A 26133-nucleotide genomic window follows, 5' to 3' on the forward strand; every position below is an offset into this window, starting at 1 on the left:
TCCTCGAATAGGCCTGATACATAGATGCAACCGGGCAGCAGTGTTTAAAGCAAAGCGTGTTGACAGTGTGGGGCGAGTCCATACATAGGAGCGGCTTCAGCCGCGAAGCGACCGCATGTTCGCAGCAGCTGCAGTGAATTTCCTGGCGCTTTCGCGGCTGAAGCCGCTACCGGTCGAGGTCAGGTTGCAGGTGCTCAGGGCGCCAGGCTGGCGTTGCTCTGGCCGACCGCCAGACCGGCCTTGATGGCGGCCAGGGCGGCCTGGTAATAGGCGCGGCCTTCGGGTGACTCGGCGAAGCTGGAGAACTCTTCCAGCTCCGGGTCGGAAAGGTCGCGGTAGACGTACAGCAGGGTGTTATTGAGGTCGGCGCCAATCTGCGCCATCAGCCGCTCACGCTGGCTTTCCACCACCCCCTGGGCCTGGCCGCCGAGGTTCAGGCCGGGAATCATCTGGCTGAGGCTGTCGGCGGCGACGCCGGCCAGCGCCAGGCTGACCTCTGCTCCGGCCTGGCGAGCGGGCAGGGCCTGGGCCAGGTGGCCGATGAGCAACTGGCGGCTGTCGTCGGCCTGCATCACCGGCAGGCCCTGGGCGTGCTTGGCTAACTGGTCGGCACGGGTGGCGGTCAGTTCGGCGTTGACGATCTTGCGGCCCAGCGGCGACTGGAAGAAGCGCAATGCGGGGGCCGGATCCTTGAGGCTCTCGCGCAGCCGCTGCGCAGCACGCTGGTCCACGGCCTGAGGGGCGAAACGCTGGTTGCTGTTGTTGACCAGCGCCTGGAACACCGCCGGCGGCAGGTTGTTGCTGTAGCGCTGCTGCGCCGCTTTCAGCGCGTCGTTGAAGTGCGCCCGCTGCTGCGGCCAGCCGGCAGCCTTGTACAACTGGTCGTAGGCGTCCGCCCAGGCGGGCAACGCGCATAACATCAACAGCAACACACACAAACGACGCATTCGGGACTCCTGTCGGCAGGCCGCTATTCTCGGTGCGTTTACCGGCGTTTGTCGAGTTGCGCCTGAGCCGGATCAAGTAAATCCCGATGCGCGAACAACTTGTGCGCCGCCCTCTATTGGATTGTCGGGGTTATGGCTACTATGCACGCCATGCAAACACCCATCGATCACCTTTCGTTGCAGCGTATCGTTGACGACCTGGCCGCCCGTGGCTGGTCGCAACAGGATATTTTCCTGCCCGACGCGCTGACCCGCGACCTGGCGGCCGAGTGCCGTCGGCGTGCGGCTGCCGGTGACCTCGAACCTGCCAGTGTCGGGCGCGGGCCGGCGCAGGAGGTACGCGAAGGGATTCGTGGTGATCGTATCCAGTGGCTGGAGCCCGGCCAGTCGGTGTTCTGCGACCAGTACCTGAACGTGATGGACAGCCTGCGCGTGGCGCTGAACCGCGACCTGTTCATGGGCCTGGAAGACTTCGAGAGCCATTTCGCGTTCTACCCGCCCGGTGCGTTCTACAAACGGCATGTGGACCGTTTTCGCGATGACGACCGGCGCATGGTTTCCGCCGTGCTGTATCTCAATGCCGACTGGCTCCCGGAGCAGGGCGGGCAGTTGCGCATGTACCTGAAGGACGACGTGTCCCATGACGTGCAGCCAGCGGGCGGCTGCCTGGCGGTGTTCCTTTCGGGTGACGTGCCCCACGAAGTGCTGCCGGCCAGCCGTGACCGGCTTTCGCTCACCGGCTGGTTCCGGCGTCGGGGGAACGACCCGTTTCCCTGAGGCTTCTGCCCGCGTTTACCGCCAGCCGCCGGGACTGCCGTCAGGCCCTGCGCAGGCTGCTGTTGCGGCGCACGGTGCCGGCACGTGCTTCGATGGCGTGCTGTAACGGCTTGCACAGGCCCAGCAGAAAGGCCATTTCCGCCACCACGAACAACGGACCGATGATCAGCCCGGACACGTCGTCGATGAAGGCGGGTTTGCGACCCTCGTAGTAGTGCCCGACGAACTGGATGATCCAGCCCACCACGAACAGCCCCACACCCCAGCCCAGCCAGGTCCCGGTGCTCTGCCGGGCCAGCGCGGCGCCCACCCACAGGCACAGCAGCAACAGCGCGGCCATCAAGATACCCAGCCTGCGGTCCAGGCGCAGATAGAACAGCATGCTGGCGCCGGCCACCAGCGTGGCGGGGGCCAGCCATAGGCTGTAGGCCGATATACCGGGCCGCGACAGAAGAATCGTCACGGCCAGTACGATCATTGGAATGCCGAAGAAGTGAGTCACGATATTGCGTGAGTCTCGGTGATAAGCGGCGTATTGGCTGAGATGATCGACCAGGGTTTTCATTATGATTCCTGCCTGTGGCGTGGACCGCGTCCGTTCACCTTAGTCGGTTCGCTCGGCGCCCGCTCAGGAAACAAGGGAGCAGAAATGACAAATGGAATACTGTGGCGCTCGCACCTCATGGCCGAGGACTGGTTCGGCCGTTTGCCTGCGGGTTTGCAGGACGCGCTGATCGGGGCCGCGGTGCAGCGCAGGGTCACGCCCGGCAAGCGGCTGTTCGCCAAGGGCGATGCGCCTTGCGGGCTGTACCTGCTGCTCGAAGGCGCGGTGCGCATGGGCGCCGTGGAGGACCAGCGGCTGACCTCGCCGCGCGAGCGCGCCCGCCTGCCGTGCTGGTTCGGCGAGGTGTCCCTGTTCGACGGTCTGCCGCGCACCCATAACGTCCACTCCATCGGGCAAAGCATCTTTCTCCAGGTGCCCCAGGCGTTCCTGCATGAGCTGTTCGGCCAGCATCCCGAGTACCTGCGTTTCTTCGCCGCCCTGCTGAGCCTCAAGCTGGGCCTGCCCTTGCTGCGTCCGGAGCGTCTGCAAACGTTGCCCGAACGGGCGCGGGTCGCCTGGCGCCTGCTGTTGCTCAGTGAGGGCTATGGCCTGCTGAACAATGCCCGGCGGCTGATCGGTTTCGAGGCCATCGAGGCCTGCCCGACAGTGAGTCTGCCACGCCCGGCGTTACGGCAAGTGCTGGAAGACCTGCATCAACGCAAGATCATCCGCCTGGGAAGCGAGCAGGTGGAGGTCTTCGACGTCGCGCGCCTGCGCAAGGTGGCCAATCATCTGCGCGCTCGGGCCGTTGGCTGAGCGGGCCCTTCAAGGGTTCAGCAGCCCCAGCCGGTATTGCTGCGGAGTCAGTCCGGTCCAGCGCTTGAAGGCCCGGCTGAAGCCCTCCAGGTCGCTGAAGCCCAGCAGGCAGGCCACCTCGTTGAGTGACAGCTGGGCGTCGCAGATGTGCAACAGGGCGAGGTTTTCCCGGCACTGGTTGAGCAGCAGGTCGTAGCGGCAGCCTTCGTCGGCCAGATGGCGTTGCAGGCTGCGCAGGCTCAGGCCCAGGGCTTGGGCGACGCTTTCGGCACTGGGTTCGCCCTCGGGCAACTGGGTTTCGATGACGCTGCGTACCCGAGGCTCCCAGATCAGGCCGGTAGCGGCCTCGGCGGCTTGCGTGGCGCCATCCTCCAGGTGGCTGTCAAAGTCGCCGCAGGCGAACAGCAAGCGGTTGTCGGACGCGCTGAAATACAGCGGCGCGCGAAACAGCTCCTGCCAGGGCTGGGGGTCGACTGGCGCACTTCGCTGCAAGTGCACCGCCAGTGGCGCATAAGCCCGCCCCAGGCGGTTGCGGCAGGTGCGTACGTAGATGGCCGCGAAGGCATCGAAGATCTCTGCCGCCGGTGCCGGACAATCTGCCGGCGGGCTGAAGCGGAATTCATAGTGCTCAGCGGTCTTGTCCAGGCTCAGGCGCAGGTTGTCGCGACTTTGTGGCTGATAGCGCACGATGCGCTCGAACACTTCGCGCAACGACTCGCTGGCCACCAGGGTGTAACCCAGGGCGTGGAAGCGCGTGGGGCTGACGAAACGCGACACCCGCAGCCCCAGAGCCGGGTCGCCACTGGCCTGCACCGCCAGTTGCCACAGGCGCAGGGTCGCGTGCGCTGGCTCTGGCAGCGGGGCGAGCGGGTCTATGCCAGCGGCGTTGCACAGCGCTGCGCTGTCCAGCCCCAGGGCGTCGAGTTGCTTGCGCAGGGCGCGGGTCCAACTGGCGAGACTGCTTGGCTCTGGCATGCGCGGGCTACTTCCTGTCGGCTGGAGGAAAGAGGCGTCGCCCAAGGGCGATCCAGGCAGATCCGTTGCCAGGTTATTCAGAGCATGGAACCCGTCTGGATATTTGCAAGTTCATCGGACTGAATGGATACCGTCACACAGGAGTCAGGCACCTTTTATTTCTAAATTGAATTAGCAAATATCTTCTTATTCCTTCTTGTGTGGTTTCGGCCTCCCTATACTCGCGGCATGGATACAGGCCTTCAGGAGGCGACCCCATGCACAACGCACCCATCCGTTACCTGATCGTGCCAGGCTGGCAGGGCTCGCCCGACGAGCACTGGCAGACGCACTGGCAGAACAGCCTGCCCAACAGTGAGCGGGTGCGGCAGGCCGACTGGCATCACCCGCGCTGCGCGGACTGGGTCGGCGAGCTGCAGCGTGCGGTGGCCGCCGAAGACTCGCCGGTAATCCTGATCGCCCATAGCCTGGGCTGCATCACTGTCGCCCACTGGGCGCGCCTGGCGCCGCTGGAGTCGCTGCGCCAGGTCCATGGCGCGCTGCTGGTCGCACCCGCCGACGTGGAGCGTCCGGGTTGCCCGCCGGCCTTGCGCAACTTCGCACCGATTCCCACTGACCTGCTGCCATTCCCCGCGCAGGTGGTCAGCTCCGACAACGACCCTGCAGTGAGTACCCGGCGCGCCATGCAGATGGCCAGCAACTGGGGCGCCGAGCTGGGCCTGCTCAACCAGGCCGGGCACATCAACGTCAAATCCGGCCACACCCGTTGGGAACAAGGCTTCGCCTACCTGTACCGGCTGCAGAACCGCCTGGAGCAGCAGGCCCGGCGGCGTGCCTGAGCCCTTGATTTTCACACCGCCTGGCGGTCGCTTCGTGTAACGCCGGTGCCCTGAGTGCTGGCGGGAGTTCTTCATGAGTGTTCACGATTCCCCTGGTCAGTTCCTGACCTTTCCCGATGCCGAAAAAAGCCCGCTGAGCATTCGTGCCAAGGCGCTGGTGTTCATCGACCCCCGCTCGCGCCAGCTACGCGCCGACATGGAACGGCTGGCCGCCGGGCCGCTGCCGATCCTGATCCGTGGCGAAACCGGCACCGGCAAGGAGCTGCTGGCCCGTCACATCCATCGCGGCAGTGACCGGGGCGGGCTGTTCGTGTCGGTCAATTGCGGAGCCCTGAGCCCCACCTACGCCGAGGCCGAACTGTTCGGCCACGCGCCGGGCGCCCACGGTGTTTCGGCCAGCAGCCGTGCTGGCTGGTTCGGCTCGGCCAACGGCGGCACGCTGTACCTCGACGAGATCGGTGACCTGCCCCTGGCTGTACAGGCCAAACTGCTCGCGGCGCTGGAAAACCGCGAGGTCACCCGTGTGGGCGCGCAGCAAGCCAGCCCGGTGGACGTGCGGCTGGTGGCCGCCACCAGTATCGACCTGAGCCAGGCAGTGGCGGCCGGTCGCTTCCACGAGCGGCTGTTCCAGTACCTGAGCGATGGCCGCCTCGACCTGCCGGCACTGCGTGAGCAGCCAGGCAATATCCTGCCGTTGGCCGAGTATTTCATCGGTATCTACAGCCAACGCCTGGGGCTGCCGCTGCCCTTGCTCAGCCTGTCCGCCCAGCAGCTACTGCTGGCCCACCCCTGGCCAGGCAATACCCGCGAGCTGGAGAACGTCATTCACTTCGCCCTGCTGCTCCATGGTGGCGACGAGATCCTGCCCGAGCACCTCAACCTGCCTGCCGCGCCGGACCCACTGGCCGAAATCCGTCGCCAGGCGGCGGTGCTGCTGGAAGCCGGCGGCCCGGCTGAGCAGGCGCACTTGAAGAGCTTGCTGAGCGAACTGTCGGCACGTTTGTCGCTGTTCTGAGAGCGGAAGGTTTTGACGCCGCTGGCCGTGACAGGCAGTGGCGTCTTTTTCTATGAGCGGCCGTCAACACCCGGGCATATCTACAAAGGTGATAAGCAGCTGAATAAAAAGTATTTTATGGGAATAAAAAATCCCGCTACTGTCCGTTCACGTCCGGCCGATTCCGGCCGGACCGCCAATACCGATAAAAGCATTTCTAAGGGGCATGCATGAAAAAGACATTCCTGATGGCCGCGCTGGCCGTTGCCTTCTCGGCCGGCCTGGCACAGGCGGGTGAAAAACTGGTGGTCGGCGCGACGCCCGTACCGCACGCCGAGATCCTCGAGCTGATCAAGCCGACCCTGGCCAAGGAAGGGGTCGACCTGGAGATCAAGGTCTTCACCGACTACGTGCAGCCCAACGTGCAGCTCAACGAGAAGCGCCTGGACGCCAACTACTTCCAGACCAAGCCTTACCTGGATGGCTTCAACAAGGGCAAGGGCGCAACCCTGACCACTGGCGTAGGCGTGCATGTCGAGCCGTTCGGTGGCTACTCGAAGAAGTACAAGAGCCTGGCCGAGTTGCCTGAAGGCGCCACCGTGGCCATTCCCAACGAGGGCAGCAATGCCGGTCGTGCCTTGCTGCTGCTGCAGAAAGGCGGCCTGATCACCCTGAAGGATCCGACCAACGCCCTGTCCACCCCCAAGGACATCGCCACCAACCCCAAGAAGCTGAAATTCCGTGAGCTGGAGTCGGCGGTACTGCCGCGTGTGCTGGATCAGGTCGATCTGGACATGATCAACACCAACTACGCGCTGGAAGCCAAGCTCAATCCGAAGAAGGATGCGCTGATTCTCGAAGGCGCCGACTCGCCTTACGTGAACTACCTGGTCACCCGCCAGGACAACGCCAACAGCGATGCCATCCAGAAGCTGTCCAAGGCACTGACCAGCCAGCAAGTGAAGGACTTCATCAACAAGAAGTACGACGGCGCGGTACTGCCGGCGTTCTGATTGGGGCGTTGAAGGTTCATCGCGGCTGAAGCCGCTCCTACCGGTAGGAGCGGCTTCAGCCGCGAAAAGGCCTGCAAGATCAGGAAATATGCTTTGATCTGTTGGGTTTGTTGCGGCTGAGGATGCTTCTGGCGGCGCAAAGGATGTGTATATAGATATTCGATAACGGTATTTAAATTTAGTTTTTTATATCGATACAGTTACTCCCATTCCCTACCTGACCCAGTGAATTGGAGTACTCATGCCCGCAGCCTCCCTTGCTTCTTCAGCCGCGCAACCGGTCAGCCAGTCTTTCGAAGTGCGTCCCCTGGCCGGCAACGTCGGCGCTGAAATCCTCGGCCTGGACCTCTCCCGCCCACTGAACGACAGCGACTTCGCGCGTGTTCACAAGGCGCATCTGGATCACCACCTGGTGGTGTTCCGCGACCAGCACATCACCCCCGCACAGCAGATCGAATTCAGCCGGCGCTTCGGCGTGCTGCAGATCCACGTGCTCAAGCAGTTCCTGCTGCCCGGCCACCCGGAAATCCTCATCGTTTCCAACATCGTCGAGAACGGCCAACCCATCGGGCTGGGCGATGCCGGCAAGTTCTGGCACTCGGACCTCTCCTACAAAGAGCTGCCGAGCCTGGGCTCGATGCTCTACGCCCAGGAGCTGCCCAGCGAAGGCGGCGACACGCTGTTCGCCGACATGCACAAGGCCTGGGACACCTTGCCGGCGCACCTGCGCCAGGCCGTCGAAGGTCGCCAGGCGGTGCACAGCTACACCGCCCGCTACCGCGACGGGCACAACGCCGAGAACTGGCGTCCGACGCTCACCGCCGAACAACTGGCCCAGGTCGTGGAAGTCGCGCACCCCATCGTGCGCACCCATCCGGAGAACGGACGCAAGGCGTTGTTCGTCAGCGAGAACTTCACTACTCACATCGTCGGCATTCCCGAAGACGAGAGCCGGCAGATCCTCGCCGAGGTGTATGCCCACAGCACCCGCCCGCAGAACGTCTACCGCCATCAATGGCAGGACAACGACATGGTGTTCTGGGACAACCGCTCGCTGATCCACCTGGCCACTGGCTGCCCGGCTCATCTGCGCCGCCGCCTGCACCGCACCACCATCCAGGGCACTGCGCCCTACTGATCGAGGAGAGCGGACATGAACGCTGTCGCGCAAAGCCACACGGCTAGCCAGGGCCACTCGACGCCGCAGGCCAATCAGCCCACCGCTGAGGCGCTGCTGCACGTGCAGGGTGTGAGTCTGGAATACCGCACCCCACAGCGCGTGGTACGCGCTACTCATCGGGTCAGTTTCGAGGTCGACCCGGCCGATCGCTTCGTGCTGCTCGGCCCCTCCGGTTGCGGCAAGTCGACGTTGCTCAAGGCCGTGGCGGGGTTCATCCGCCCCAGCGAGGGGCAGATCCGCCTGGCGGGCCAGCCGGTCAGTGAACCCGGTCCGGACCGCATCGTGGTGTTCCAGGAGTTCGACCAGTTGCCGCCGTGGAAGACGGTGATCGAGAACGTCATGTTCCCGCTGCTGGCCTCACGCACCCTCAAGCGCCCCGAAGCGCTGGAGCGCGCCCGGTACTACCTCGACAAGGTCGGTTTGAGTGGCTTCGCCGAGGCCTACCCGCACACGCTGTCGGGCGGCATGAAAGCGCGTGTGGCGATCGCCCGCGCCCTGGCCATGCAGCCGAAGATCCTGCTGATGGACGAGCCCTTCGCGGCGCTGGATGCGCTGACCCGGCGCAAGATGCAGGAAGAGTTGCTGGAGCTGTGGGAGGAGGTGCGTTTCACCCTGCTGTTCGTCACCCACTCCATCGAGGAAGCCCTGGTGGTCGGCAATCGCATCCTGCTGCTGTCACCGCACCCGGGCCGCGTGCGGGCCGAAATCAACAGCCATCAGTACGACCTGCAGAGCCTGGGCGGTGTGGGCTTCCAGCACACCGCGCAGCGCATCCACCGCCTGCTGTTCGATGAACCCGGCGGCGACGGCCAGGCCGAGCGTGAGCTGGGCTTCCAGGACATACGCATCGCGTATTGAGCATTCATCGGCGGGCCGTGTCGGCCCTGCCCGCAGAGATCCGAACCATGAGCATTTCTCCCCATGCATCTTCGCCGCGTCGCGAAGAATATGAAGTCGCGCTCGAGCCTTTCGTGCAGAGCGAACTGGCCCATGACATTCCCCTGGCCCAGCGTATCTGGCAACAGGGCTGGGTACGCAAGAGCCTGATCATGGTCGTGCTGGCCGTGCTCTGGGAGGTGGTCGCACGCCTCCAGGGCAACGACCTGCTGCTACCGGGTTTTCTGCAGACTGCCCAGGCGTTCTATGACGGACTGCTCAGTGGGGAGCTGCCGGGCAAGGTGTGGATTTCCCTGACCGTGCTGGTGCAGGGCTACCTGATCGGTATCGTGCTGGCCTTCGCCCTGACCACCCTGGCGGTGTCCACCCAGCTGGGTCGCGACCTGCTCAGTACCCTGACCGCGATGTTCAACCCGCTGCCGGCCATCGCCCTGCTGCCCCTGGCGCTGCTGTGGTTCGGCCTGGGCCAGAACAGCCTGATCTTCGTGCTGGTGCACTCGGTGCTCTGGGCCCTGGCGCTCAACACCTATGCAGGGTTTCTCGGCGTGTCCGAGACCCAGCGCATGGCCGGGCGCAACTACGGGCTCAAGGGCCTGCGCTTCGTCTGGCACATCCTGATTCCGGCGGCGCTGCCGTCGATCCTGGCGGGCCTGAAGATCGGCTGGGCCTTCGCCTGGCGCACCCTGATCGCCGCCGAGCTGGTGTTCGGTGCGTCTTCCGGCAAGGGCGGCCTGGGCTGGTACATCTTCCAGAACCGCAACGAGCTGTACACCGACAAGGTATTTGCCGGCCTGGCGGCGGTGATTCTCATCGGCCTGCTGGTGGAGAACCTGCTGTTCGCCAACATTGAAAAACTGACCGTCAAGCGCTGGGGCATGCAGCGTTGATCCTGCCCATCGCCAACCCTTAGAAGAGAGCACTTTCATGAGCAAGACTTTCAAGCGCCCGGTACTCACCGGCCTGGCGGCGACTTTCCTGCTGGGCGGCCTGCTCAGCGGCACGGCCCAGGCCGAAGGCAAGATCAGCATCGCCCAGCAGTTCGGCATCGGCTATCTGATTCTCGATGTGGTGCGCGACCAGAAGCTGATCGAGAAGCACGGCAAGCAGCAGGGCCTGGATATCGAGGTGGACTGGACCAGTGTGTCGGGCGCCACGGCCATGAACGAGGGGCTGCTGGCCGGCGCGCTGGACGTGGTGTCGGCCGGTGTGCCGCCGATGCTGACCATCTGGGACCGCACCAAGGGCAAGCAGAACGTCAAGGCCATCGCCTCGCTGGGCTCGATGCCCAACTACCTGCTGACCAACAACCCCAACGTGAAGAGCATCAAGGACTTCACTGACAAGGACCGCATCGCCGTACCGGCGGCAGGGGTGGGCTTCCAGTCGCGAACCCTGCAGATCGAGACCGCCAAGCTGTTCGGGAACGACAACTACAAGAAGTTCGACAACATCTCGGTGAGCCTGGCCCACCCGGATGCCACGGCTGCGCTGATCGCGGGTGGTTCGGAGATCAACTCGCACTTCTCCAGCCCGCCGTTCCAGTACCAGGCGCTGGAGAACCCCAACGTGCACAAGGTGCTCAGTTCCTACGACGTGCTCGGCGGCCAGGCGACCTTCAACGTGCTTTACACCACGCAGAAATTCCACGACCAGAACCCCAAGACCTACAAGGCGTTCTATGACGCGCTGGCCGAGGCCGAGCAGATCATCAAGGCCGACAAGCCGGCAGCGGCGCAGACCTACATCCGCGTCGAGCAGTCCAAACTGCCGTTGCCGCTGGTAGAGAAGATCGTCGCCGACCCGGAGATCGACTTCACCATTACCCCACAACGCACCTTCATCTATGCCGAGAAACTGCATGAGCTGGGTGTGCTGAAGAACAAGGCGAGCAGCTGGAAGGATTACTTTTTCGAAGAAGCCCACGGCACGCCGGGCAGTTGAGGTTGCCAGGGCCGCTGCCGGTCAGCAGCGGCCCCAGGCACGGTGATCAGTTGCTGATCGACAGGATGCTGGCCTGATAGGCACCGACGAAGGTGTCGAAATCCACCACTTCTTCGCTGGACTCCAGCTCGGTCTGGTCGGCCAGGGAGGTGCTGGCCAGCGCTTCGAAGCGTGCCTGCTGCTCGGCGGGCAGCGGTCGGTTGCGGAAGTACTCGGCGTGCACCTGGCTCTGGCGCAGGGAGAACGCCGCGAAGCCTTCTCCGCGCTCGCGCATGGCGGCGAGGATCTGCGCCGACGGGGTCAGCGATGGGTCATCGATTTTCGCCTGCTGCGCGGCCAGGGAACGGCGGTGTTCGTCGCTGCCGTTGGCCTGGTCGAGCAGCTGCGCGATGGGAGCGATCTTGCCCAGCAACTCGCTGGCCCAGGTCTTGAGTTCCACGGCCTTACCTTGGCGCTGCAACTGCAGTCCGGGGCGCCGGCCTTCCTTGACCACGCTGAGGAAGTTGCTGCCGGCGTTGCCGCATTCGCCGTTCGACAGCTGCGGACTTTCTTCCAGCGCGCAGTAGAGGATGAAGGCATCGATGAAGCGCGCCTGCTCCAGGCTGATACCGGTGGGCAGGAAGGGGTTGATGTCCAGGCAGCGCACTTCGACGTACTGCACGCCACGCGCCATCAGCGCCTGGATCGGCCGTTCGCCGGTGTAGGTCACGCGCTTGGGGCGGATGTTGGAGTAGTACTCGTTCTCGATCTGCAGCACGTTGGTGTTGAGCTGGATCCACTCACCCTGGGCATCATGCGTACCGGCCTCGACATACGGCGCGTAGGGCGTGGCCACGGCGCGGCGCAGGCTGTCGGTGTAGCTCTGCAGGTCGTTGTAGCAGGGTGTCAGGTCGGCCTGCGCCTCGCTCTGGTAGCCCAGATCACTCATGCGCAGGCTGGTGGCGTAGGGCAGGTACAGGGTGTCGGCGTCGAAATCCTGCAACTGGTGGGCACGGCCCCGCAGGAAGCCCTTGTCCAGCGCCGGCGAGGCACCGAACAGGTACATCAGCAGCCAGCTGTAGCGGCGGAAATTGCGGATCAGCGCGATATAGGAATGCGACTGGTAGTCGCGGTCGCTGCCGGCGAACGCCTCGTTCTGGCGCAGCAGCGCCCAGGCGCCTTCCGGTAGCGAGAAGTTGTAGTGGATGCCGGCGATGCACTGCATGGTGCGACCGTAACGCAGGGCCAGGCCCTTGCGGTACACGTACTTGAGCTTGCCAATGTTCGAGGTGCCGTAGTAGGCCAGCGGAATGTCTTCCTCGGCCGGCAGCGGGCAGGGCATCGACGGGCTCCACAGCAGTTCGTCGCCCAGCTGGCTGTAGACGAAGCGATGGATGTTTTCCAGGCTGTCGAGGGTGTCGGCCGGGTTCTTCAGCGCCGGGGTGATGAACTCCAGGAGCGATTCGGAATAGTCCGTGGTGATCTGCTCGTTGGTCAGCGCCGACCCGAGGGCCCTGGGGTGCGGTGTCTGGGCCAGTTCGCCCTGGCCTGTCACGCGCAGGCACTCCCGCTCGATACCGTGCAGGCACTGCCCCAGAAGGGGAAGGTGGGTGCTTTCGCCGAGCACGGCCAGACGGCGGTTGAGAAATTCGCTCAAGGTGGATTCCTTCACACATCGGTCGCCCCGATATTGGGGTGGACATGACGGTCTACAAGGGTGAAGAAAGGAACTGGCGTTGTCGCCTGCTCGAGATTCACGGTTGTCTGCCCGGGCTTCATGGACAGGTTGATCCACCAAGTGGATTCACCCTTTCACCACAGACCAGGCCTGAGCGGGAAAGTACCGCAAATCGATGACAGGCAGCTAGGTCGCCTGCGATCTTTGCCAGCCAAAAAGCGCCAGCCAGGTCGTGCGCTGCTCGGCGTGATGCGGGCCGGTGATGAAACGCACCGGCCCTTGCGCCCGCCAGGCATAAGCGCTCAGAGCACCGCGAAGGTGCCCTGCGCCTTGGCCACCAGCTTGTCGCCCTGCAGCACCTCGGCTTCCACCACCAGGGTGCGGCGCCCGGCGTGCAGGACCTTGGCGACGCACAGGACCTCGCCGTCGCTGACCCCGCGCATGTAGTTGATCTTGCACTCGATGGTCACGCTGCGCTGGTCGAAGCCATGGGCGCTGGAGCAGGCCAGGCCCATGGCGATGTCCACCAGGCTGAAGATCGCTCCGCCGTGCATCACGTTGCCCCGGTTGCGCAGGTGCGCTTCCAGGGGCAGGGCGACTTCGGCCACGCCGCTGTCCAGGCTGCGGATCTCGCAGCCGAGCATGCGGAAATAGGGACTGTGGGTCAGCTCCTCGGGCACTTGCATCAGCGTTTCTTCAACTGCTTGGCGTTGGCGAACAGCGAAGCCATGGCGTTGTTGGCCGGCGCCGCGGCGACGCTTTCACGCTTGGGCGCCCCGCCAGACTGCCGTGGGCTGGAGCCTGGGCGCGAGCCACGCGCGCCGTCGATCTTCTCGCCCGGGGTGTCGCTCATGCGCATCGACAGGCCGACGCGTTTGCGCGGAATGTCGACTTCCATGACCTTGACCTTGACCACATCGCCGGCCTTGACCGCTTCACGCGGGTCCTTGATGAACTTCTCCGACAGCGCGGAGATGTGCACCAGACCGTCCTGGTGCACGCCGATGTCGACGAAGGCGCCGAAGTTGGTGACGTTGGTCACCACGCCTTCGAGGATCATGCCTGGCTGAAGGTCCTTGAGGTCCTCGACGCCTTCCTGGAACTCGGCGGTCTTGAACTCGGGGCGTGGGTCGCGGCCCGGTTTGTCCAGCTCGCTGAGGATGTCGGTGACGGTGGGCAGGCCGAAGGTTTCATCGGTGAATTTCTTCGGGTCAAGGCGCTTGAGAAAGCCGGTATCGCCGATCAGCGAGCGGATGTCGCGGTCGGTCTGCACGGCGATGCGCTGTACCAGCGGATAGGCCTCCGGGTGCACCGCCGAGGCGTCCAGCGGGTTGTCGCCGTTCATCACGCGCAGGAAGCCGGCCGCCTGTTCGAACGTCTTCTCGCCGAGGCGGCTGACCTTTTTCAGTTCGGCGCGGTTCTTGAACGCGCCATTGGCGTCACGGTGCGCGACGATGTTCTGCGCCAGGGTCGCGTTGAGGCCGGAAATGCGCGTCAACAGAGCCACCGAAGCGGTGTTCACGTCCACGCCCACGGCGTTCACGCAGTCCTCGACCACAGCGTCCAGGCCGCGCGCCAGCTTGAGCTGCGACACGTCGTGCTGGTACTGGCCGACACCGATGGATTTCGGGTCGATCTTCACCAGTTCGGCCAGCGGGTCCTGCAGGCGGCGGGCGATGGATACTGCGCCACGGATCGACACGTCGAGGTCCGGGAATTCGCGGGCGGCCAGCTCGGAGGCCGAGTACACCGAGGCGCCGGCCTCGGAGACCATGACCTTGGTCATCTTCAGGCCTGGGTATTTCTTGATCAGCTCGGCGGCCAGCTTGTCGGTCTCGCGGCTGGCGGTGCCGTTGCCAATGGCGATCAGGTCTACCGAGTGCTTGGCGCACAGCGCGGCGAGCACGGCGATGGTCTGGTCCCACTGGTTCTTCGGCGCATGCGGGTAGACGGTGGCGTGGTCGAGCAGCTTGCCGGTGGCGTCGACCACCGCGACCTTGCAGCCGGTACGCAGGCCAGGGTCCAGGCCCAGGGTCGCGCGCGGGCCGGCCGGGGCGGCCAGCAGCAGGTCATGCAGGTTGTGGGCGAAGACGTTGATCGCCTCGGTTTCGGCGCTGTCACGCAGCTCGCTGAGCAGGTCGGTTTCCAGGTGGTTGTAGAGCTTGACCTTCCAGGTCCAGCGCACCACTTCGGCCAGCCATTTGTCGGCCGGGCGGTTCTGGTTGCTCAGCCCGAAGCGCTCGCCGATCATCAGCTCGCACGGGTGCAGGGTTCCCGGCAGCTCTTCGCCGACCTTCAGGGTGCTGCTGAGAATGCCTTCGTTGCGCCCGCGGAAGATCGCCAGGGCACGGTGCGACGGCACGCTCTTGAGCGGCTCGTCGTGCTCGAAGTAGTCGCGGAACTTGGCGCCTTCTTCTTCCTTGCCCGGCACCACGCGGGCGCTGAGCACCGCTTCCTGCTTGAGGAAGCTGCGCAGTTTGTCGAGCAGGGTGGCGTCTTCGGCGAAGCGCTCCATGAGGATGTACTTGGCGCCTTCCAGGGCGGCCTTGACGTCGGCCACGCCCTTGTCGGCGTCGACGAAGCGTGCCGCTTCCTGTTCGGGGTTCAGGTTCGGGTCGTTGAACAGGCCGTCGGCCAGTTCGCCAAGGCCGGCTTCCAGGGCGATCTGGCCCTTGGTGCGGCGCTTCTGCTTGTACGGCAGGTACAAGTCTTCCAGGCGGGTCTTGGTGTCGGCCAGCTTGATGTCGCGGGCCAGTTCCGGGGTCAGCTTGCCTTGCTCCTCGATGCTGGCGAGGATGCTGACGCGGCGCTCGTCGAGTTCACGCAGGTAGCGCAGGCGCTCTTCCAGATGACGCAGTTGGGTGTCATCGAGGCTGCCGGTCACCTCCTTGCGGTAACGGGCGATGAAAGGCACGGTCGAGCCTTCATCCAGGAGTGCTACGGCCGCTTCGACCTGGATGGGGCGGACACCGAGTTCTTCGGCGATGCGGCTGTTGATGCTGTCCATAAGACCACCTAAGCAAGGACTGGCTCAATGCCAGTGTTTTCGAACAAAACGTCGTCCGGCGTTGCCTGACTGTGAGGGCGGCGCATTATAACCAGCTCGCTCCACTTGGGGGATCGCACCGACGCGGGGCGCAATCGGCAGCGATCTCCGGCGGTGCGCATGCCTGGCGCCGTAAAATCTGCTAACAATGCGCACGATGCGCGTCACAACAGCTACGCCATAATGCGCCCCGTGAACAAAGGAGCATCCGATGAGCAGCACTGCACTTAATGCCGAAGGCGAAAAGATCCTGATCGTCGATGACGATCCGGGGCTGAGCAGCCTGCTGGAACGGTTTTTCACCAGCAAGGGCTATCGCGCCCGGGCGGTGGCCAATGTCGAACAGATGGACCGCCTGCTGGCCCGCGAAGTTTTCAATCTCGTGGTTCTCGACCTGATGCTGCCGGGCGAGGACGGCCTGTCCGCCTGCCGCCGCCTGCGCGCCGCCAACAATCAGGTGCCGATCATCATGCTCACCGCCAAGGGCGACGAGCTGAGCCGCATCAAGGGCCTGGAGCTGGGCGCCGACGACTATCTGGCCAAACCCTTCAACCCCGATGAACTGATGGCCCGCGTCAAGGCGGTGCTGCGTCGTCAGGCGCCTTCGGTGCCGGGCGCGCCGGGCAGCGAGGAAGAGTCGGTGACCTTCGGCGACTACGAGCTGTCGCTGGCCACCCGTGAACTCAAGCGCGGCGACGAAGTGCATATGCTGACCACCGGCGAGTTCGCGGTGCTCAAGGCCCTGGTGATGCACGCGCGCGAACCGCTGACCCGCGACAAGCTGATGAACCTGGCGCGTGGCCGAGAGTGGGATGCCCTGGAGCGTTCCATCGACGTGCAGATCTCCCGCCTGCGCCGGTTGATCGAGCCCGATCCTTCCAAACCCCGCTACATCCAGACCGTATGGGGCGTGGGCTATGTGTTCGTACCCGACGGCAGCGGTGCCCGCTGACCCCAGACCGTCGGCCCCGTGCTTGCATTGACGCGTCGATAGCCCGTCGGGTTATCGACGCTTTTTTGGTTTTGCCGGCCTGACAGAAACCGCGAGTTCTTCTCGCCCTGCAAAGTGTGACTGCTGCACCTATGAAGACTCCGCTGTGGTTCCCGCAAAGCTTCTTCTCGCGCACCCTCTGGCTGGTGCTGATCGTCGTGCTGTTTTCCAAGGCGCTGACGCTGGTCTACCTGCTGATGAACGAGGACGTGCTGGTCGACCGCCAGTACAGCCACGGCGTGGCGCTGACCCTGCGTGCCTACTGGGCGGCCAACGAGAATGACCGTGAGGCGATTGCCGAGGCGGCCGGGCTGATCCGTGTGGTGGGCGGCGGCGTACCGGAAGGCGAGCAGCACTGGCCGTACAGCGAAATCTACCAGCGGCAGATGCAGGCCGAGCTGGGTGAGGACACCGAAGTACGCCTGCGCGTGCATGCGCCACCCGCGCTGTGGGTGCGCGCGCCGAGCCTGGGGGATGGCTGGCTGAAGGTGCCGCTGTATCCGCACCCGCTGCGTGGGCAGAAGATCTGGAGCGTGCTGGGCTGGTTCCTGGCCATTGGTCTGTTGTCCACGGCGTCGGCATGGATCTTCGTCAGCCAGCTCAACCAGCCGCTCAAGCGCCTGGTGTTCGCTGCCCGCCAGTTGGGCCAGGGGCGCAGCGTGCGCCTGCCGATCAGCGACACGCCCAGCGAGATGACCGAGGTGTACCGCGCCTTCAACCAGATGGCGGAGGATGTCGAGCAGGCTGGCCAGGAGCGCGAGTTGATGCTCGCCGGGGTATCCCACGATCTGCGCACGCCGCTGACCCGCCTGCGCCTGTCGCTGGAACTGATGACCGAAAAGAACGAATTCGTCGATGACATGGTGCGTGACATCGAGGACATGGACGCCATCCTCGATCAGTTCCTGGCGTTCATTCGTGACGGCCGCGACGAACAGATCGAGGAAGTCGACCTCGGCGCGTTGGTGCGCGAAGTGGTCGAGCCGTTCAACAGCGATGCCGAGCACATCCGCGTGTGCGTCGAGCCGATCCCGCCATTCCCGCTGCGCCGGGTGTCGATGAAACGCCTGCTGAGCAACCTGATCGGCAACGCCATGCACCACGCCGGCAGCGGTATCGAAGTGGCGGCCTACGTGTCGGGGGACGCCGGTGCTCCCTACGTGGTGCTCAGCGTGCTGGACCGCGGGGCGGGCATCGACCCTTCGGAGCTGGAAGTCATCTTCAACCCGTTCATTCGTGGTGACCGGGCGCGCAGCGGCAAGGGCACCGGGCTGGGACTGGCGATCGTCAAGCGTATCGCGGCGATGCACGGCGGCAACGTGGAGCTGCGCAACCGCTCCGGCGGCGGCTTGGAAGCCCGCGTACGCCTGCCGTTGGGGCTGATGCTGCCGCGCGACGCGGTGTGAAGCGGCGGCAAGCCACAAGCGGCAAGCTATAAGCTGATCGCGGTGATGCTAGCGACGCGAACGGCGTTAGCTCACCGCTTGCTACTGCTTTTCAGCCCTTGCCCTTGGTCCTGGTCATGTTCGGTCCGCTGTTCTTTTCCAGATGCTCGATGATCATCCCGGCGACGTCCTTGCCGGTGGTGGTTTCGATGCCTTCCAGGCCCGGAGAGGAGTTGACCTCCATCACCAGCGGCCCATGGTTGGAACGCAGGATGTCTACGCCGGCCACCGACAGGCCCATGACCTTGGCGGCGCGCAGTGCGGTCATGCGCTCTTCGGGAGTGATCTTGATCAGGCTGGCGGTGCCGCCACGGTGCAGGTTGGAGCGGAACTCGCCGGGTTTGGCCTGGCGCATCATCGAGGCGATGACCTTGTCACCGACTACGAAGCAGCGAATGTCTGCCCCACCGGCCTCCTTGATGTACTCCTGAACCATGATGTCCTGCTTGAGGCCCATGAATGCCTCGATCACCGATTCTGCCGCCGAGACGGTTTCGCACAGCACCACGCCGATGCCCTGGGTGCCTTCCAGCACCTTGATCACCAGCGGGGCGCCGTTGACCATCTGGATCAGATCGGGGATGTCGTCCGGCGAGTGGGCGAAGCCGGTGACCGGCAGGCCGATGCCCCGGCGCGACAACAGCTGCAGCGAGCGCAGCTTGTCCCGGGAGCGGGCGATGGCCACCGATTCGTTGAGCGGGAACACCCCCATCATTTCGAACTGGCGCAACACCGCACAGCCGTAGAACGTCACCGAGGCACCGATGCGCGGAATCACCGCGTCGAAGCCTTCCAGCGGCTTGCCGCGGTAGTGGATCTGCGGTTTGTGGCTGGCGATGTTCATATAGGCGCGCAGGGTGTCGATCACCACCATCTCGTGGCCGCGTTCTAGGCCGGCCTCGACCAGGCGGCGGGTGGAATACAGACGCGGGTTACGCGAAAGCACAGCGATCTTCATGCAGCACCTGAGGGAATGGAGGCCGGGAACACCGGCTTGTCTTGTACGTAGGTAATACCCGGGTTGACCACCAGTTGGCCGTCGATCAAGGCATTGGAGCCGAGCAGCAGGCGATAGCGCATCGACTTGCGGCAGGCCAGGGTGAACTCCACCGGCCACACGCGATCACCCAGCGCCAGCAGGGTGCGGATCACGTAGCGGACCTGAGCGTGGCCGTTGGAGCTCTTGATACTTTTCATGGCCACCAGTGGCGCTTCGCAGCGGCGGTGGCGCAACTGCACCACGGTGCCCAGATGCGCATTGAAACGCACCCATTTCTGCCCGTCGCGTTCGAATGGCTCGATCTCGGTAGCATGCAGGCTGGAGGTGCTGGCACCGGTGTCGATCTTGGCCCGCAGGCCGGCTACCCCGAGATCGGGCAGCGCCACCCACTCGCGCAGACCGATGACTGTCAGATGGTCGAATGTCTTCAAGGCGCGGATTCCGTACTACTCAAGGCGTTGGCCAGGCATCGGCGCGAATCTCGGAAAGGGCTTTGAATGCCGGGCGGGCGAACCAGTAACCCTGCATCAGGAAAATCCCGCAATCGGCGAGAAAATCGCGTTCTTCCGCATGCTCGATGCCTTCGGCGATCACCGTGATTTCCAGTTGTTGGCACATGCTGACCACGCCCCGCACGATGGCTTGACGCGCACGGTCGCGGTGGATGTCGCGGATCAGATCCATGTCCAGTTTGATCAGGTCGGGTTGAAAGTCGGCCAGTAGCTTCAGCCCGGCGTAACCGGCGCCAAAGTCGTCGATGGCCGTCATGAAACCGAACTGCTGATACTCGCGGAGAATATTCTGCAAATGTTTCACGTTGTCCACATGCTCGACTTCTACCGTCTCGAAAATCAGCCGCTCGACCGGAAAGTTGTGCTCACGCGCGGCTTCGAGGGTGCTGCGGATGCACAGCTCCGGGCGGTACACCGCATTGGGCAGGAAGTTGATCGACAAGCGTTCAGTCATGCCCAGAGCTGCCGCTCCGGCGATCGCCGCCACCCGGCAGCTCTGGTCGAAGCGGTAGCGGTTACGGTCGTTGACCTGGCTCAGCACGCTTTGCGCGCTCTCGCCATTGGGGCCGCGTATCAGGGCCTCGTAGGCGAACACCGAGCGATCGCGCAGGTCGACGATCGGCTGGTAGGCATAGTCGAAGGAAAAATCCAGCGGCGGGCTGTCCTTGCATCCCTGACACCCTCCCGTGCGTGCAGTCAGTGAGGTGGGGAAAATGGTCATGGCACACTCCAGGTGCGGCGGGAAGTAGACATCAAAATCCGGATGACCGGTTTTGACAATCGGGTCAGGGTTACTTCATGTTCCAACTCGGCTGGGCGTGTGGCCTGGCAGTGTTCAGTAAAGCTTCAGATTGTCACGCAGATGAGAAATTCAGATGGCTCAGAAAGTAGAAGACGACGATAAGGTTCGCCTGGATAAATGGCTGTGGGCCGCACGGTTCTACAAGACTCGGGCCCTGGCCAAGGCGGCCATCGAAAGTGGCAAGGTGCACTGCCGGGGCGAGCGTTGCAAGCCCGGCAAGGAACCGCGCATTGGTGACGAATTCCAGATTCGCACCGGCTTCGACGAGCGCACCGTGGTGGTCGAGGCACTGTCAGTGGTGCGTCGCGGCGCCCCCGAGGCACAGACCCTGTACCGCGAAACCCCGCAAAGCATTGCCAGCCGCGAGGCCGCTGCGGCGCAGCGCAAGGCCGGCAACCTCGGCGTGACCACTGACGGCCGCCCGAACAAGAAGCAGCGCCGCCAGCTGGACCGCTTTCACGATTTCTCTAACGACTGAACCCCGCCCGTACCAGGCTCATGCGGTTGACCAGCGGGATGACACGGGCGATGGCGAACAGCGGTTCGCTCAGGCGCAGCCCCAGGCGCGTGACGTGGGCCGCATAAGGGGTGTAGATACCCCAGGCCAGCGCTGCCAGGGCGATGGCGACGCCGCCGATGTAGTCGTCCTGGCCCCAGTGTGCGCCGGCCACCAGGCGTGGCAGCATGAACAGCACGGCCAGGCTCCAGATCACCAGCTGGCGCCCGAACGAGCGGGCATACAGCGACATGAACATGGCCCAGATCAACAATACCGAGGCATGGTCGCCGGGAAAGCTGCGTCCCGAGTTGTCCTTCAGCTCCCAGGTCTTTTCCAACTGCGGGAAGATGTGGCTCAGGCGCACGGCCTCGGGCAGCACGCGTGACGGGCTGTCGTGCTGCAGGTCCGTGGTGTTGATGTATTTCGCCAGCAGGCTGCGGATGATCAGCAGCAATACCAGGATGGCGATGAAGCCGAAGATCGCCGCGCGGGTCTGGGCAGCCCGGAATACCCAATCGCCCTTGATAAGCAACATCAACAGAATCAAGCCGACCACGACATCGAAAGGCCGCATACTGGCCACCGTCCAGGCGTACAGCCACAGGTCGTTGCTGGCCAGCGGCTGGTTGAGCAGATGGAACAGCCATTCGTCGAAGCGGTTCATCAGCGCATGACCTTCCGGCCAGGCCCACAGGCCAAGCAGGACAAGGGCTGCGAGGTTGCACAGGATGAGGGGGCGGAACCTCCACCTGGCTTGGAAGAGAGGTGGATACTCCATAAACTGCTCCTTGAATCGCTTGAAATCCATGCACCCATTCGGTGCTCGAGGGCGCTCTTATAAGCGCCTGTCATCATTTTGTCATCAAATCAGACCCGGTTCTTATGTCCGAATTTCCCAAAAAAGACTTCACCCAGCGGTTCATCTTCGACGACAGCGATGTCCGCGGCGAGCTGGTCGCCCTGGAAAGCAGCTACGCCGAAGTGCTGGCTCGTCATCCTTACCCGGCACCAGTAGCTCGCCTGCTCGGCGAGCTGATGGCCGCCGCCGCCCTGTTGGTCGGCACCCTGAAGTTCGAAGGGCTGCTGATTCTTCAGGCGCGCTCCAGCGGTGCCGTGCCGCTGCTGATGGTCGAGTGCTCCAGCGAGCGCGAGCTGCGCGGCATCGCGCGCTATGACGAGGCGCTGATCGACGACCCCGAGGCCGGGCTGCAGGCGCTGATGCCCGACGGCTCGCTGGCGATGACCATCGACCCACGCCAGGGCCAGCGCTACCAGGGCATCGTCGCCCTGGACGGCGCCGACCTGTCCGAAAGCCTGTCCAGCTACTTCGCGCTGTCGGAGCAGCTGGGCACGCGTTTCTGGCTCAAGGCCGACGGCCAGCAGGCGCGTGGTTTCCTGCTGCAGCAACTGCCGGTGGCGCGCATCACCGATGCCGAAGAGCGCGCTGCCAGCTGGGAGCATGTCGTGACCCTGGCCAATACCCTGAGCGACGACGAGCTGCTGGGGCTGGACAACGAGACCCTGCTGCACCGCCTGTACCACCAAGAGCAGGTGCGACTGTTTGACACACAGCCGATCGCCTTCCGCTGCAGTTGCTCCCGCGAGCGCTCCGGCAATGCGTTGATCAGCCTCGGCCAGGAGGACGCCCAGCAACTGGTGGCCGAGCATGGCGGAGCCATCGAGATCGACTGCCAGTTCTGCAACGAGCGCTATCTGTTCGACTCCACGGACGTTGCCCAGCTGTTCGCCGGTGGTGGTGTCGAGTCCCCTTCCAACACCCGCCACTGAAATTTTGACGCCCAAAACCTGTCAGACACGTTCATATCGTTCTGACAGGAGGGTTCTATCATTTCGTAGCATTTCTGGCATAATCCGGCCCACTTTTGGCTGTAGTAGTGGTTGTTTTTTTACTACAAAACCGTTTGGAACACTCGGCATTCCGCCGATGGGGACCCTTCATGACGCAAACCAAGAACGCTGTGTACACCGACCTGAGCATCGACGACCTGGTCAAGGAAGCCCTTGCCCGAGGCGAAGGCGAACTCGCCGACACTGGCGCACTGGTAGTGAGAACCGGCCACCGTACTGGTCGTTCTCCGGTGGACCGTTTCATCGTTGAAGAGCCTAGCACCCAGGACGCCATCGCCTGGGGCCCGATCAACCGCAAGTTCCCGGCCGACAAGTTCGACGCCCTGTGGGAACGCGTAGGGGCCTACCTGGCCGAGCGTGAGCGTTTCGTTTCCCACGTCCATGTCGGTTCCGACCCTGCCCATTACCTGCCGGTCAAGATGACCACCGAGACCGCCTGGCACAACCTGTTCGGTCGTTGCCTGTTCATCAACCCCGAGCAATACAACGCCGGTGGCAAGGATGAGTGGCAGATCTTCAACGCCCCATGGTTCGTCTGCGAGCCTGAGCGCGACGGCACCAACTCCGACGGCACCGTGATCATCAACTTCGCGGCCAAGAAAGTCCTGATCGCCGGCATGCGCTACGCCGGTGAAATGAAGAAAGCCATGTTCTCGGTGCAGAACTTCCTGCTGCCGGCCGCTGACGTGCTGCCAATGCACTGCGCCGCCAACATGGGCGAAGAGGGCGACGTGACCCTGTTCTTCGGCCTGTCCGGCACTGGCAAGACCACCCTGTCGGCCGACGAAAGCCGTTACCTGATCGGTGACGACGAGCACGGCTGGGGTGAAGGCGTGGTGTTCAACATCGAAGGCGGCTGCTACGCCAAGTGCATCGACCTGTCCGAGAAGAACGAGCCAGTCATCTGGAAAGCCATCCAGCACGGCGCCGTGCTGGAGAACGTGGTTCTCGACCCCGTCACCAAGAAGGCCGACTACGCCGACGACAGCCTGACCCAGAACAGCCGTGCGGCCTACCCGCGCGAACTGATCGAGAAGCGCGCACCGAAAAACCTGGGCGGCGAGCCAAACGCCGTGATCTTCCTGACCTGCGACCTGACCGGCGTACTGCCGCCTGTGTCGATCCTCAGTGAAGAGCAGGCCGCGTACCACTTCCTGTCCGGTTACACCGCGCTGGTCGGTTCCACCGAAATGGGTTCGGGCGCCGGCATCAAGTCGACCTTCTCCACCTGCTTCGGCGCGCCGTTCTTCCCGCGTCCGGCCGGTATCTACGCAGAGCTGCTGATCAAGCGTATCCGTGGCTTCAACTCCAAGGTCTACCTGGTCAACACCGGCTGGACCGGCGGTGGCTACGGCGTCGGCAAGCGCTTCAACATTCCGACCACCCGTGCGGTGATCGCGGCCATCCAGAGCGGCGCGCTGGTCGGTGCCGAAACCGAGCACCTGGACATCATCAACCTGGACGTGCCGAAGGCCGTTCCGGGCGTCGACACCGTACTGCTCAACCCACGCAACACCTGGGCTGACAAAGCGGCCTACGACGAAGCGGCCAAAGGCCTGGCCGGCCTGTTCATCGAGAACTTCAAGAAGTTCGAAGTGAGCGACGCCATCAAGGCTGCCGGTCCACAGCTGTAAGCGCGGACCCGCTGTACAAAAACCGCCCTTCGGGGCGGTTTTTTATTGCGCATTTTTCCTGCGCAAAGCATCGCGGCTGAAGCCGCTCCCACCGGGTAGCAGCTTCAGTGAAGCTTTGTTGGTGAGCCTGGCACCTGCACGAGATGTCTGGAACAATGCTTTCCCTCCAGCTGCCCGTCATCAGGACCGCCCGTGACCTTTCCCAGCATCCAGATCCAGCCGTTCCAGCCCGCCGACCAGCAAGGCGTCTTCGACGTGATCGTGCCGATTCAGCGTGAAGAATTCGGTATCGCCATCACCGCCGCCGAGCAGCCGGACCTGGCCGCGATCCCGGACTTCTACCAGCGTGGCAACGGCAACTTCTGGGTGGCCAAACAGGGCGAACAGGTGGTTGGCACCATCGGCCTGAAGGACATCGGCGATGGCCTGGCCGCACTGCGCAAGATGTTCGTCGCCGCGCCATTTCGCGGTCGCGAGTTCGGTGTGGCCGCGCGCCTGTTGGCCGAGCTGCTCGACGGCGCCAGGGCCAAGGGCGTGCAGCGCATCTACCTGGGCACCACCGACAAATTCCTCGCCGCCCACCGCTTCTATGAAAAGCACGGCTTCAGCGAAGTGGCCAAGGACAGCCTGCCGGCGAGCTTTCCGCTGATGGCGGTGGACAGCAAGTTCTACGCGCTCGACCTGGCTGACTAAGCTCGACTTGGCGGAAACAGGCCAATACAACGAGGGCTCAACCGAGCCCTCGTTCTTCACCGACCCGTTTCAGGTCTGTTGATCCTTCTTGATCCACTTCACCACCTTCGGCGGTTCGTAGTTCTGGATGGCGGCGAGCAGGTCTTCCACGCTGTTCTTCACGATCACCATGCTGCGGTGTTCGTCGCGCAGGAAGGCCTGGTCGACGACGTGGGACAAGAAGGCCGACAGCCCGTCGTAGAAACCGTGGACGTTGAACAGCGCACAGGGTTTGTCGTGATAGCCCAGCTGCGCCCAGGTCCAGACTTCAAAGAGTTCTTCCAGGGTGCCGACACCGCCGGGCATGGCGATGAAGCCATCGGACAGCTCGGCCATCAGCGCCTTGCGCTCGTGCATGGATTTCACCACCCGCAGGTCCTGCAGGCCGGGGTGGGCGATTTCTTTCTGTTTCAGGGCCTGGGGAATCACGCCGATCACTTCGCCGCCATTGGCCAGTGCCGCATCGGCCACCGCGCCCATCAGCCCCACCGAAGCGCCGCCGTAGACCAGGCCGATTCCGGCCTTGGCCAGGGCTTCACCCAACTGGCTGGCCTGCTCCATGTACACCGGATTGCTGCCGGCACTCGAGCCGCAGAACACACAAAGACGCATCGATCATTTCCTTTCCGTAGCCATGGCGTCGGCAAGGGTGACACAGGTTGCGGCGAACGAACATGTACAGACGAGCGCAGGCCGGTGCCACCTGGATGGCACCGGCCTGAAGATCGACGGGATGGGCTGACCTTGCTTAGCGGGCGCTCAGCGCCGCGTAGCTGTTCATCAGGTTGCGGTAGTTGGGAATCCGCTGGCTCAGCAGGTTGCCCAGGCCTTCGATGTCGTTGCGCCAGTCGCGGTGCAGCTCACAGGCCACCGAGAACCAGTTCATCAGTTGCGCGCCGGCCTGGCTCATGCGGTTCCACGCGGCCTGCTGCACGGTCTCGTTGAAGGTGCCGGAGGCGTCGGTGACCACGAAGACTTCGAAGCCTTCCTGCAGGGCCGAGAGTACCGGGAAGGTCACGCACA

General features: G+C 63.9%; 27 protein-coding genes. 15 read left to right on the top strand and 12 right to left on the bottom strand.

The genetic code is table 11. The features are described from left to right. Positions 1–194 precede the first annotated feature (194 nt). Positions 195–947, bottom strand: a complete 753-nt coding sequence (locus QZ497_RS09410) for a DUF2059 domain-containing protein (protein ID WP_295473458.1) — start codon at positions 945–947, stop codon at positions 195–197. Positions 948–1088: 141 nt separating this feature from the next. On the opposite strand from QZ497_RS09410, the gene QZ497_RS09415 reads away from it, so the two are divergent. Then, entirely contained in the window at positions 1089–1724 is a 636-nt protein-coding gene (locus QZ497_RS09415; protein WP_295473525.1) for a 2OG-Fe(II) oxygenase, read from the top strand. A gap of 40 nt (positions 1725–1764) precedes the next feature. Here QZ497_RS09415 and QZ497_RS09420 read toward each other — a convergent pair whose 3' ends face one another. Further along, positions 1765–2289 (bottom strand): Mpo1-like protein, encoded by a 525-nt coding sequence (locus QZ497_RS09420; protein WP_295473461.1) that lies wholly within the window; start codon positions 2287–2289, stop codon positions 1765–1767. An 84-nt stretch (positions 2290–2373) separates the two neighbouring features. Between QZ497_RS09420 and QZ497_RS09425 the strand changes: the two genes are divergently transcribed. Continuing rightward, on the top strand, positions 2374–3084 hold the full coding sequence (locus tag QZ497_RS09425) for a cyclic nucleotide-binding domain-containing protein (RefSeq protein ID WP_295473464.1): 711 nt from the start codon (positions 2374–2376) through the stop codon (positions 3082–3084). A 9-nt stretch (positions 3085–3093) separates the two neighbouring features. On the opposite strand, the gene QZ497_RS09430 is transcribed toward QZ497_RS09425, so the two are convergent. After that, entirely contained in the window at positions 3094–4059 is a 966-nt protein-coding gene (locus QZ497_RS09430) for an AraC family transcriptional regulator (RefSeq protein ID WP_295473466.1), read from the bottom strand. Positions 4060–4316: 257 nt separating this feature from the next. Between QZ497_RS09430 and QZ497_RS09435 the strand changes: the two genes are divergently transcribed. The 7 genes from QZ497_RS09435 to QZ497_RS09465 all read left to right on the top strand — a co-directional run bounded on the left by QZ497_RS09435 (position 4317) and on the right by QZ497_RS09465 (position 10923). Continuing rightward, positions 4317–4898: an alpha/beta hydrolase gene (locus tag QZ497_RS09435; RefSeq protein ID WP_295473469.1), complete on the top strand. Its 582-nt coding sequence runs from the start codon at positions 4317–4319 to the stop codon at positions 4896–4898. A 73-nt stretch (positions 4899–4971) separates the two neighbouring features. Beyond that, positions 4972–5913 (top strand): sigma 54-interacting transcriptional regulator, encoded by a 942-nt coding sequence (locus QZ497_RS09440; protein ID WP_295473472.1) that lies wholly within the window; start codon positions 4972–4974, stop codon positions 5911–5913. 209 nt (positions 5914–6122) lie between these two features. After that, entirely contained in the window at positions 6123–6905 is a 783-nt protein-coding gene (locus tag QZ497_RS09445) for a MetQ/NlpA family ABC transporter substrate-binding protein (RefSeq protein ID WP_295473475.1), read from the top strand. Between the two features lie 241 nt (positions 6906–7146). Beyond that, entirely contained in the window at positions 7147–8043 is an 897-nt protein-coding gene (locus QZ497_RS09450; RefSeq protein ID WP_295473478.1) for a TauD/TfdA family dioxygenase, read from the top strand. 15 nt (positions 8044–8058) lie between these two features. Continuing rightward, complete coding sequence (locus tag QZ497_RS09455) at positions 8059–8943, top strand: ABC transporter ATP-binding protein (RefSeq protein WP_295473481.1); 885 nt, start codon at positions 8059–8061, stop codon at positions 8941–8943. A gap of 47 nt (positions 8944–8990) precedes the next feature. Then, positions 8991–9869, top strand: coding sequence for an ABC transporter permease (locus QZ497_RS09460; RefSeq protein WP_295473483.1), 879 nt, complete (start codon positions 8991–8993; stop codon positions 9867–9869). A gap of 37 nt (positions 9870–9906) precedes the next feature. Next, entirely contained in the window at positions 9907–10923 is a 1017-nt protein-coding gene (locus QZ497_RS09465; RefSeq protein ID WP_295473486.1) for an ABC transporter substrate-binding protein, read from the top strand. Between the two features lie 46 nt (positions 10924–10969). Here the strand turns inward: QZ497_RS09465 and gshA are convergent, their stop codons facing one another. The 3 genes from gshA to QZ497_RS09480 all read right to left on the bottom strand — a co-directional run bounded on the left by gshA (position 10970) and on the right by QZ497_RS09480 (position 15587). Continuing rightward, positions 10970–12559, bottom strand: a complete 1590-nt coding sequence (gene gshA / locus QZ497_RS09470; protein WP_295473488.1) for a glutamate--cysteine ligase — start codon at positions 12557–12559, stop codon at positions 10970–10972. Between the two features lie 323 nt (positions 12560–12882). Further along, positions 12883–13266, bottom strand: coding sequence for a PaaI family thioesterase (locus QZ497_RS09475; RefSeq protein WP_295473491.1), 384 nt, complete (start codon positions 13264–13266; stop codon positions 12883–12885). Continuing rightward, on the bottom strand, positions 13266–15587 hold the full coding sequence (locus QZ497_RS09480; RefSeq protein WP_295473494.1) for a Tex family protein: 2322 nt from the start codon (positions 15585–15587) through the stop codon (positions 13266–13268). The genes QZ497_RS09475 and QZ497_RS09480 overlap by 1 nt, the downstream gene beginning before the upstream one ends. Positions 15588–15837: 250 nt before the next feature. Here QZ497_RS09480 and ompR point away from each other — a divergent pair, with 250 nt between their 5' ends. Both ompR and QZ497_RS09490 read left to right on the top strand, forming a co-directional pair. Then, a complete protein-coding gene (gene ompR / locus QZ497_RS09485) occupies positions 15838–16578 on the top strand; it encodes a two-component system response regulator OmpR (RefSeq protein ID WP_295473497.1) in 741 nt (246 codons plus the stop codon). A 131-nt stretch (positions 16579–16709) separates the two neighbouring features. After that, on the top strand, positions 16710–18023 hold the full coding sequence (locus tag QZ497_RS09490) for an ATP-binding protein (RefSeq protein WP_295473499.1): 1314 nt from the start codon (positions 16710–16712) through the stop codon (positions 18021–18023). Between the two features lie 91 nt (positions 18024–18114). On the opposite strand, the gene rimK is transcribed toward QZ497_RS09490, so the two are convergent. The 3 genes from rimK to QZ497_RS09505 are packed head-to-tail and all read right to left on the bottom strand — an operon-like array spanning position 18115 to position 20295. Next, a complete protein-coding gene (gene rimK, locus QZ497_RS09495; RefSeq protein ID WP_295473501.1) occupies positions 18115–19020 on the bottom strand; it encodes a 30S ribosomal protein S6--L-glutamate ligase in 906 nt (301 codons plus the stop codon). Continuing rightward, positions 19017–19460 (bottom strand): ATP-dependent zinc protease, encoded by a 444-nt coding sequence (locus QZ497_RS09500; RefSeq protein ID WP_295473528.1) that lies wholly within the window; start codon positions 19458–19460, stop codon positions 19017–19019. Before QZ497_RS09500 ends, rimK begins: the two co-directional genes overlap by 4 nt. A 52-nt stretch (positions 19461–19512) precedes the next feature. Continuing rightward, on the bottom strand, positions 19513–20295 hold the full coding sequence (locus QZ497_RS09505) for an EAL domain-containing protein (protein WP_295473503.1): 783 nt from the start codon (positions 20293–20295) through the stop codon (positions 19513–19515). A 154-nt stretch (positions 20296–20449) separates the two neighbouring features. Between QZ497_RS09505 and QZ497_RS09510 the strand changes: the two genes are divergently transcribed. Next, complete coding sequence (locus QZ497_RS09510; protein WP_295473506.1) at positions 20450–20854, top strand: S4 domain-containing protein; 405 nt, start codon at positions 20450–20452, stop codon at positions 20852–20854. Here the strand turns inward: QZ497_RS09510 and QZ497_RS09515 are convergent. Next, positions 20844–21653 carry a phosphatase PAP2 family protein gene (locus QZ497_RS09515; protein ID WP_295473508.1) on the bottom strand — a complete coding sequence of 270 codons (810 nt, stop codon included), beginning with the start codon at positions 21651–21653 and terminating at the stop codon, positions 20844–20846. The two genes, QZ497_RS09510 and QZ497_RS09515, sit on opposite strands and share 11 nt — an antisense overlap. 104 nt (positions 21654–21757) lie before the next feature. On the opposite strand from QZ497_RS09515, the gene hslO reads away from it, so the two are divergent. From hslO to QZ497_RS09530, 3 genes are all read left to right on the top strand, one after another. Next, positions 21758–22663 carry an Hsp33 family molecular chaperone HslO gene (gene hslO / locus QZ497_RS09520; protein ID WP_295473511.1) on the top strand — a complete coding sequence of 302 codons (906 nt, stop codon included), beginning with the start codon at positions 21758–21760 and terminating at the stop codon, positions 22661–22663. 170 nt (positions 22664–22833) lie between these two features. Continuing rightward, the gene (locus tag QZ497_RS09525) at positions 22834–24378 is read left to right on the top strand and encodes a phosphoenolpyruvate carboxykinase (protein ID WP_295473514.1); all 1545 of its coding nucleotides are present in this window, start codon (positions 22834–22836) and stop codon (positions 24376–24378) included. A gap of 192 nt (positions 24379–24570) precedes the next feature. Beyond that, on the top strand, positions 24571–25071 hold the full coding sequence (locus tag QZ497_RS09530) for a GNAT family N-acetyltransferase (protein ID WP_295473517.1): 501 nt from the start codon (positions 24571–24573) through the stop codon (positions 25069–25071). Positions 25072–25140: 69 nt separating this feature from the next. On the opposite strand, the gene QZ497_RS09535 is transcribed toward QZ497_RS09530, so the two are convergent. Next, positions 25141–25722 carry a TIGR00730 family Rossman fold protein gene (locus QZ497_RS09535; RefSeq protein ID WP_295473520.1) on the bottom strand — a complete coding sequence of 194 codons (582 nt, stop codon included), beginning with the start codon at positions 25720–25722 and terminating at the stop codon, positions 25141–25143. 136 nt (positions 25723–25858) lie between these two features. Beyond that, positions 25859–26133 (bottom strand): isochorismatase family protein (locus QZ497_RS09540; protein WP_295473523.1); only part of this gene is annotated, 275 nt, incomplete at its 5' end.

It is taken from the genome of uncultured Pseudomonas sp. (genome assembly GCF_913777995.1).
GTDB lineage: Bacteria > Pseudomonadota > Gammaproteobacteria > Pseudomonadales > Pseudomonadaceae > Aquipseudomonas.

What these genes read in the sequence shown, in the direction of transcription:
- ompR (WP_295473497.1), top strand. Translation starts at nt 15,838, where the DNA reads ATGAGCAGCACTGCACTTAATGCCGAAGGCGAAAAGATCCTGATCGTC.
- rimK (WP_295473501.1), bottom strand. Translation starts at nt 19,020, where the DNA reads ATGAAGATCGCTGTGCTTTCGCGTAACCCGCGTCTGTATTCCACCCGC.
- QZ497_RS09410 (WP_295473458.1), bottom strand. Translation starts at nt 947, where the DNA reads ATGCGTCGTTTGTGTGTGTTGCTGTTGATGTTATGCGCGTTGCCCGCC.
- QZ497_RS09505 (WP_295473503.1), bottom strand. Translation starts at nt 20,295, where the DNA reads ATGACCATTTTCCCCACCTCACTGACTGCACGCACGGGAGGGTGTCAG.
- QZ497_RS09465 (WP_295473486.1), top strand. Translation starts at nt 9,907, where the DNA reads ATGAGCAAGACTTTCAAGCGCCCGGTACTCACCGGCCTGGCGGCGACT.
- QZ497_RS09515 (WP_295473508.1), bottom strand. Translation starts at nt 21,653, where the DNA reads ATGGAGTATCCACCTCTCTTCCAAGCCAGGTGGAGGTTCCGCCCCCTC.
- QZ497_RS09415 (WP_295473525.1), top strand. Translation starts at nt 1,089, where the DNA reads ATGCACGCCATGCAAACACCCATCGATCACCTTTCGTTGCAGCGTATC.
- QZ497_RS09445 (WP_295473475.1), top strand. Translation starts at nt 6,123, where the DNA reads ATGAAAAAGACATTCCTGATGGCCGCGCTGGCCGTTGCCTTCTCGGCC.
- QZ497_RS09435 (WP_295473469.1), top strand. Translation starts at nt 4,317, where the DNA reads ATGCACAACGCACCCATCCGTTACCTGATCGTGCCAGGCTGGCAGGGC.
- hslO (WP_295473511.1), top strand. Translation starts at nt 21,758, where the DNA reads ATGTCCGAATTTCCCAAAAAAGACTTCACCCAGCGGTTCATCTTCGAC.
- QZ497_RS09460 (WP_295473483.1), top strand. Translation starts at nt 8,991, where the DNA reads ATGAGCATTTCTCCCCATGCATCTTCGCCGCGTCGCGAAGAATATGAA.
- QZ497_RS09480 (WP_295473494.1), bottom strand. Translation starts at nt 15,587, where the DNA reads ATGGACAGCATCAACAGCCGCATCGCCGAAGAACTCGGTGTCCGCCCC.
- QZ497_RS09510 (WP_295473506.1), top strand. Translation starts at nt 20,450, where the DNA reads ATGGCTCAGAAAGTAGAAGACGACGATAAGGTTCGCCTGGATAAATGG.
- QZ497_RS09525 (WP_295473514.1), top strand. Translation starts at nt 22,834, where the DNA reads ATGACGCAAACCAAGAACGCTGTGTACACCGACCTGAGCATCGACGAC.
- QZ497_RS09420 (WP_295473461.1), bottom strand. Translation starts at nt 2,289, where the DNA reads ATGAAAACCCTGGTCGATCATCTCAGCCAATACGCCGCTTATCACCGA.
- QZ497_RS09430 (WP_295473466.1), bottom strand. Translation starts at nt 4,059, where the DNA reads ATGCCAGAGCCAAGCAGTCTCGCCAGTTGGACCCGCGCCCTGCGCAAG.
- QZ497_RS09535 (WP_295473520.1), bottom strand. Translation starts at nt 25,722, where the DNA reads ATGCGTCTTTGTGTGTTCTGCGGCTCGAGTGCCGGCAGCAATCCGGTG.
- QZ497_RS09475 (WP_295473491.1), bottom strand. Translation starts at nt 13,266, where the DNA reads ATGCAAGTGCCCGAGGAGCTGACCCACAGTCCCTATTTCCGCATGCTC.
- QZ497_RS09440 (WP_295473472.1), top strand. Translation starts at nt 4,972, where the DNA reads ATGAGTGTTCACGATTCCCCTGGTCAGTTCCTGACCTTTCCCGATGCC.
- QZ497_RS09455 (WP_295473481.1), top strand. Translation starts at nt 8,059, where the DNA reads ATGAACGCTGTCGCGCAAAGCCACACGGCTAGCCAGGGCCACTCGACG.
- QZ497_RS09490 (WP_295473499.1), top strand. Translation starts at nt 16,710, where the DNA reads ATGAAGACTCCGCTGTGGTTCCCGCAAAGCTTCTTCTCGCGCACCCTC.
- QZ497_RS09450 (WP_295473478.1), top strand. Translation starts at nt 7,147, where the DNA reads ATGCCCGCAGCCTCCCTTGCTTCTTCAGCCGCGCAACCGGTCAGCCAG.
- QZ497_RS09425 (WP_295473464.1), top strand. Translation starts at nt 2,374, where the DNA reads ATGACAAATGGAATACTGTGGCGCTCGCACCTCATGGCCGAGGACTGG.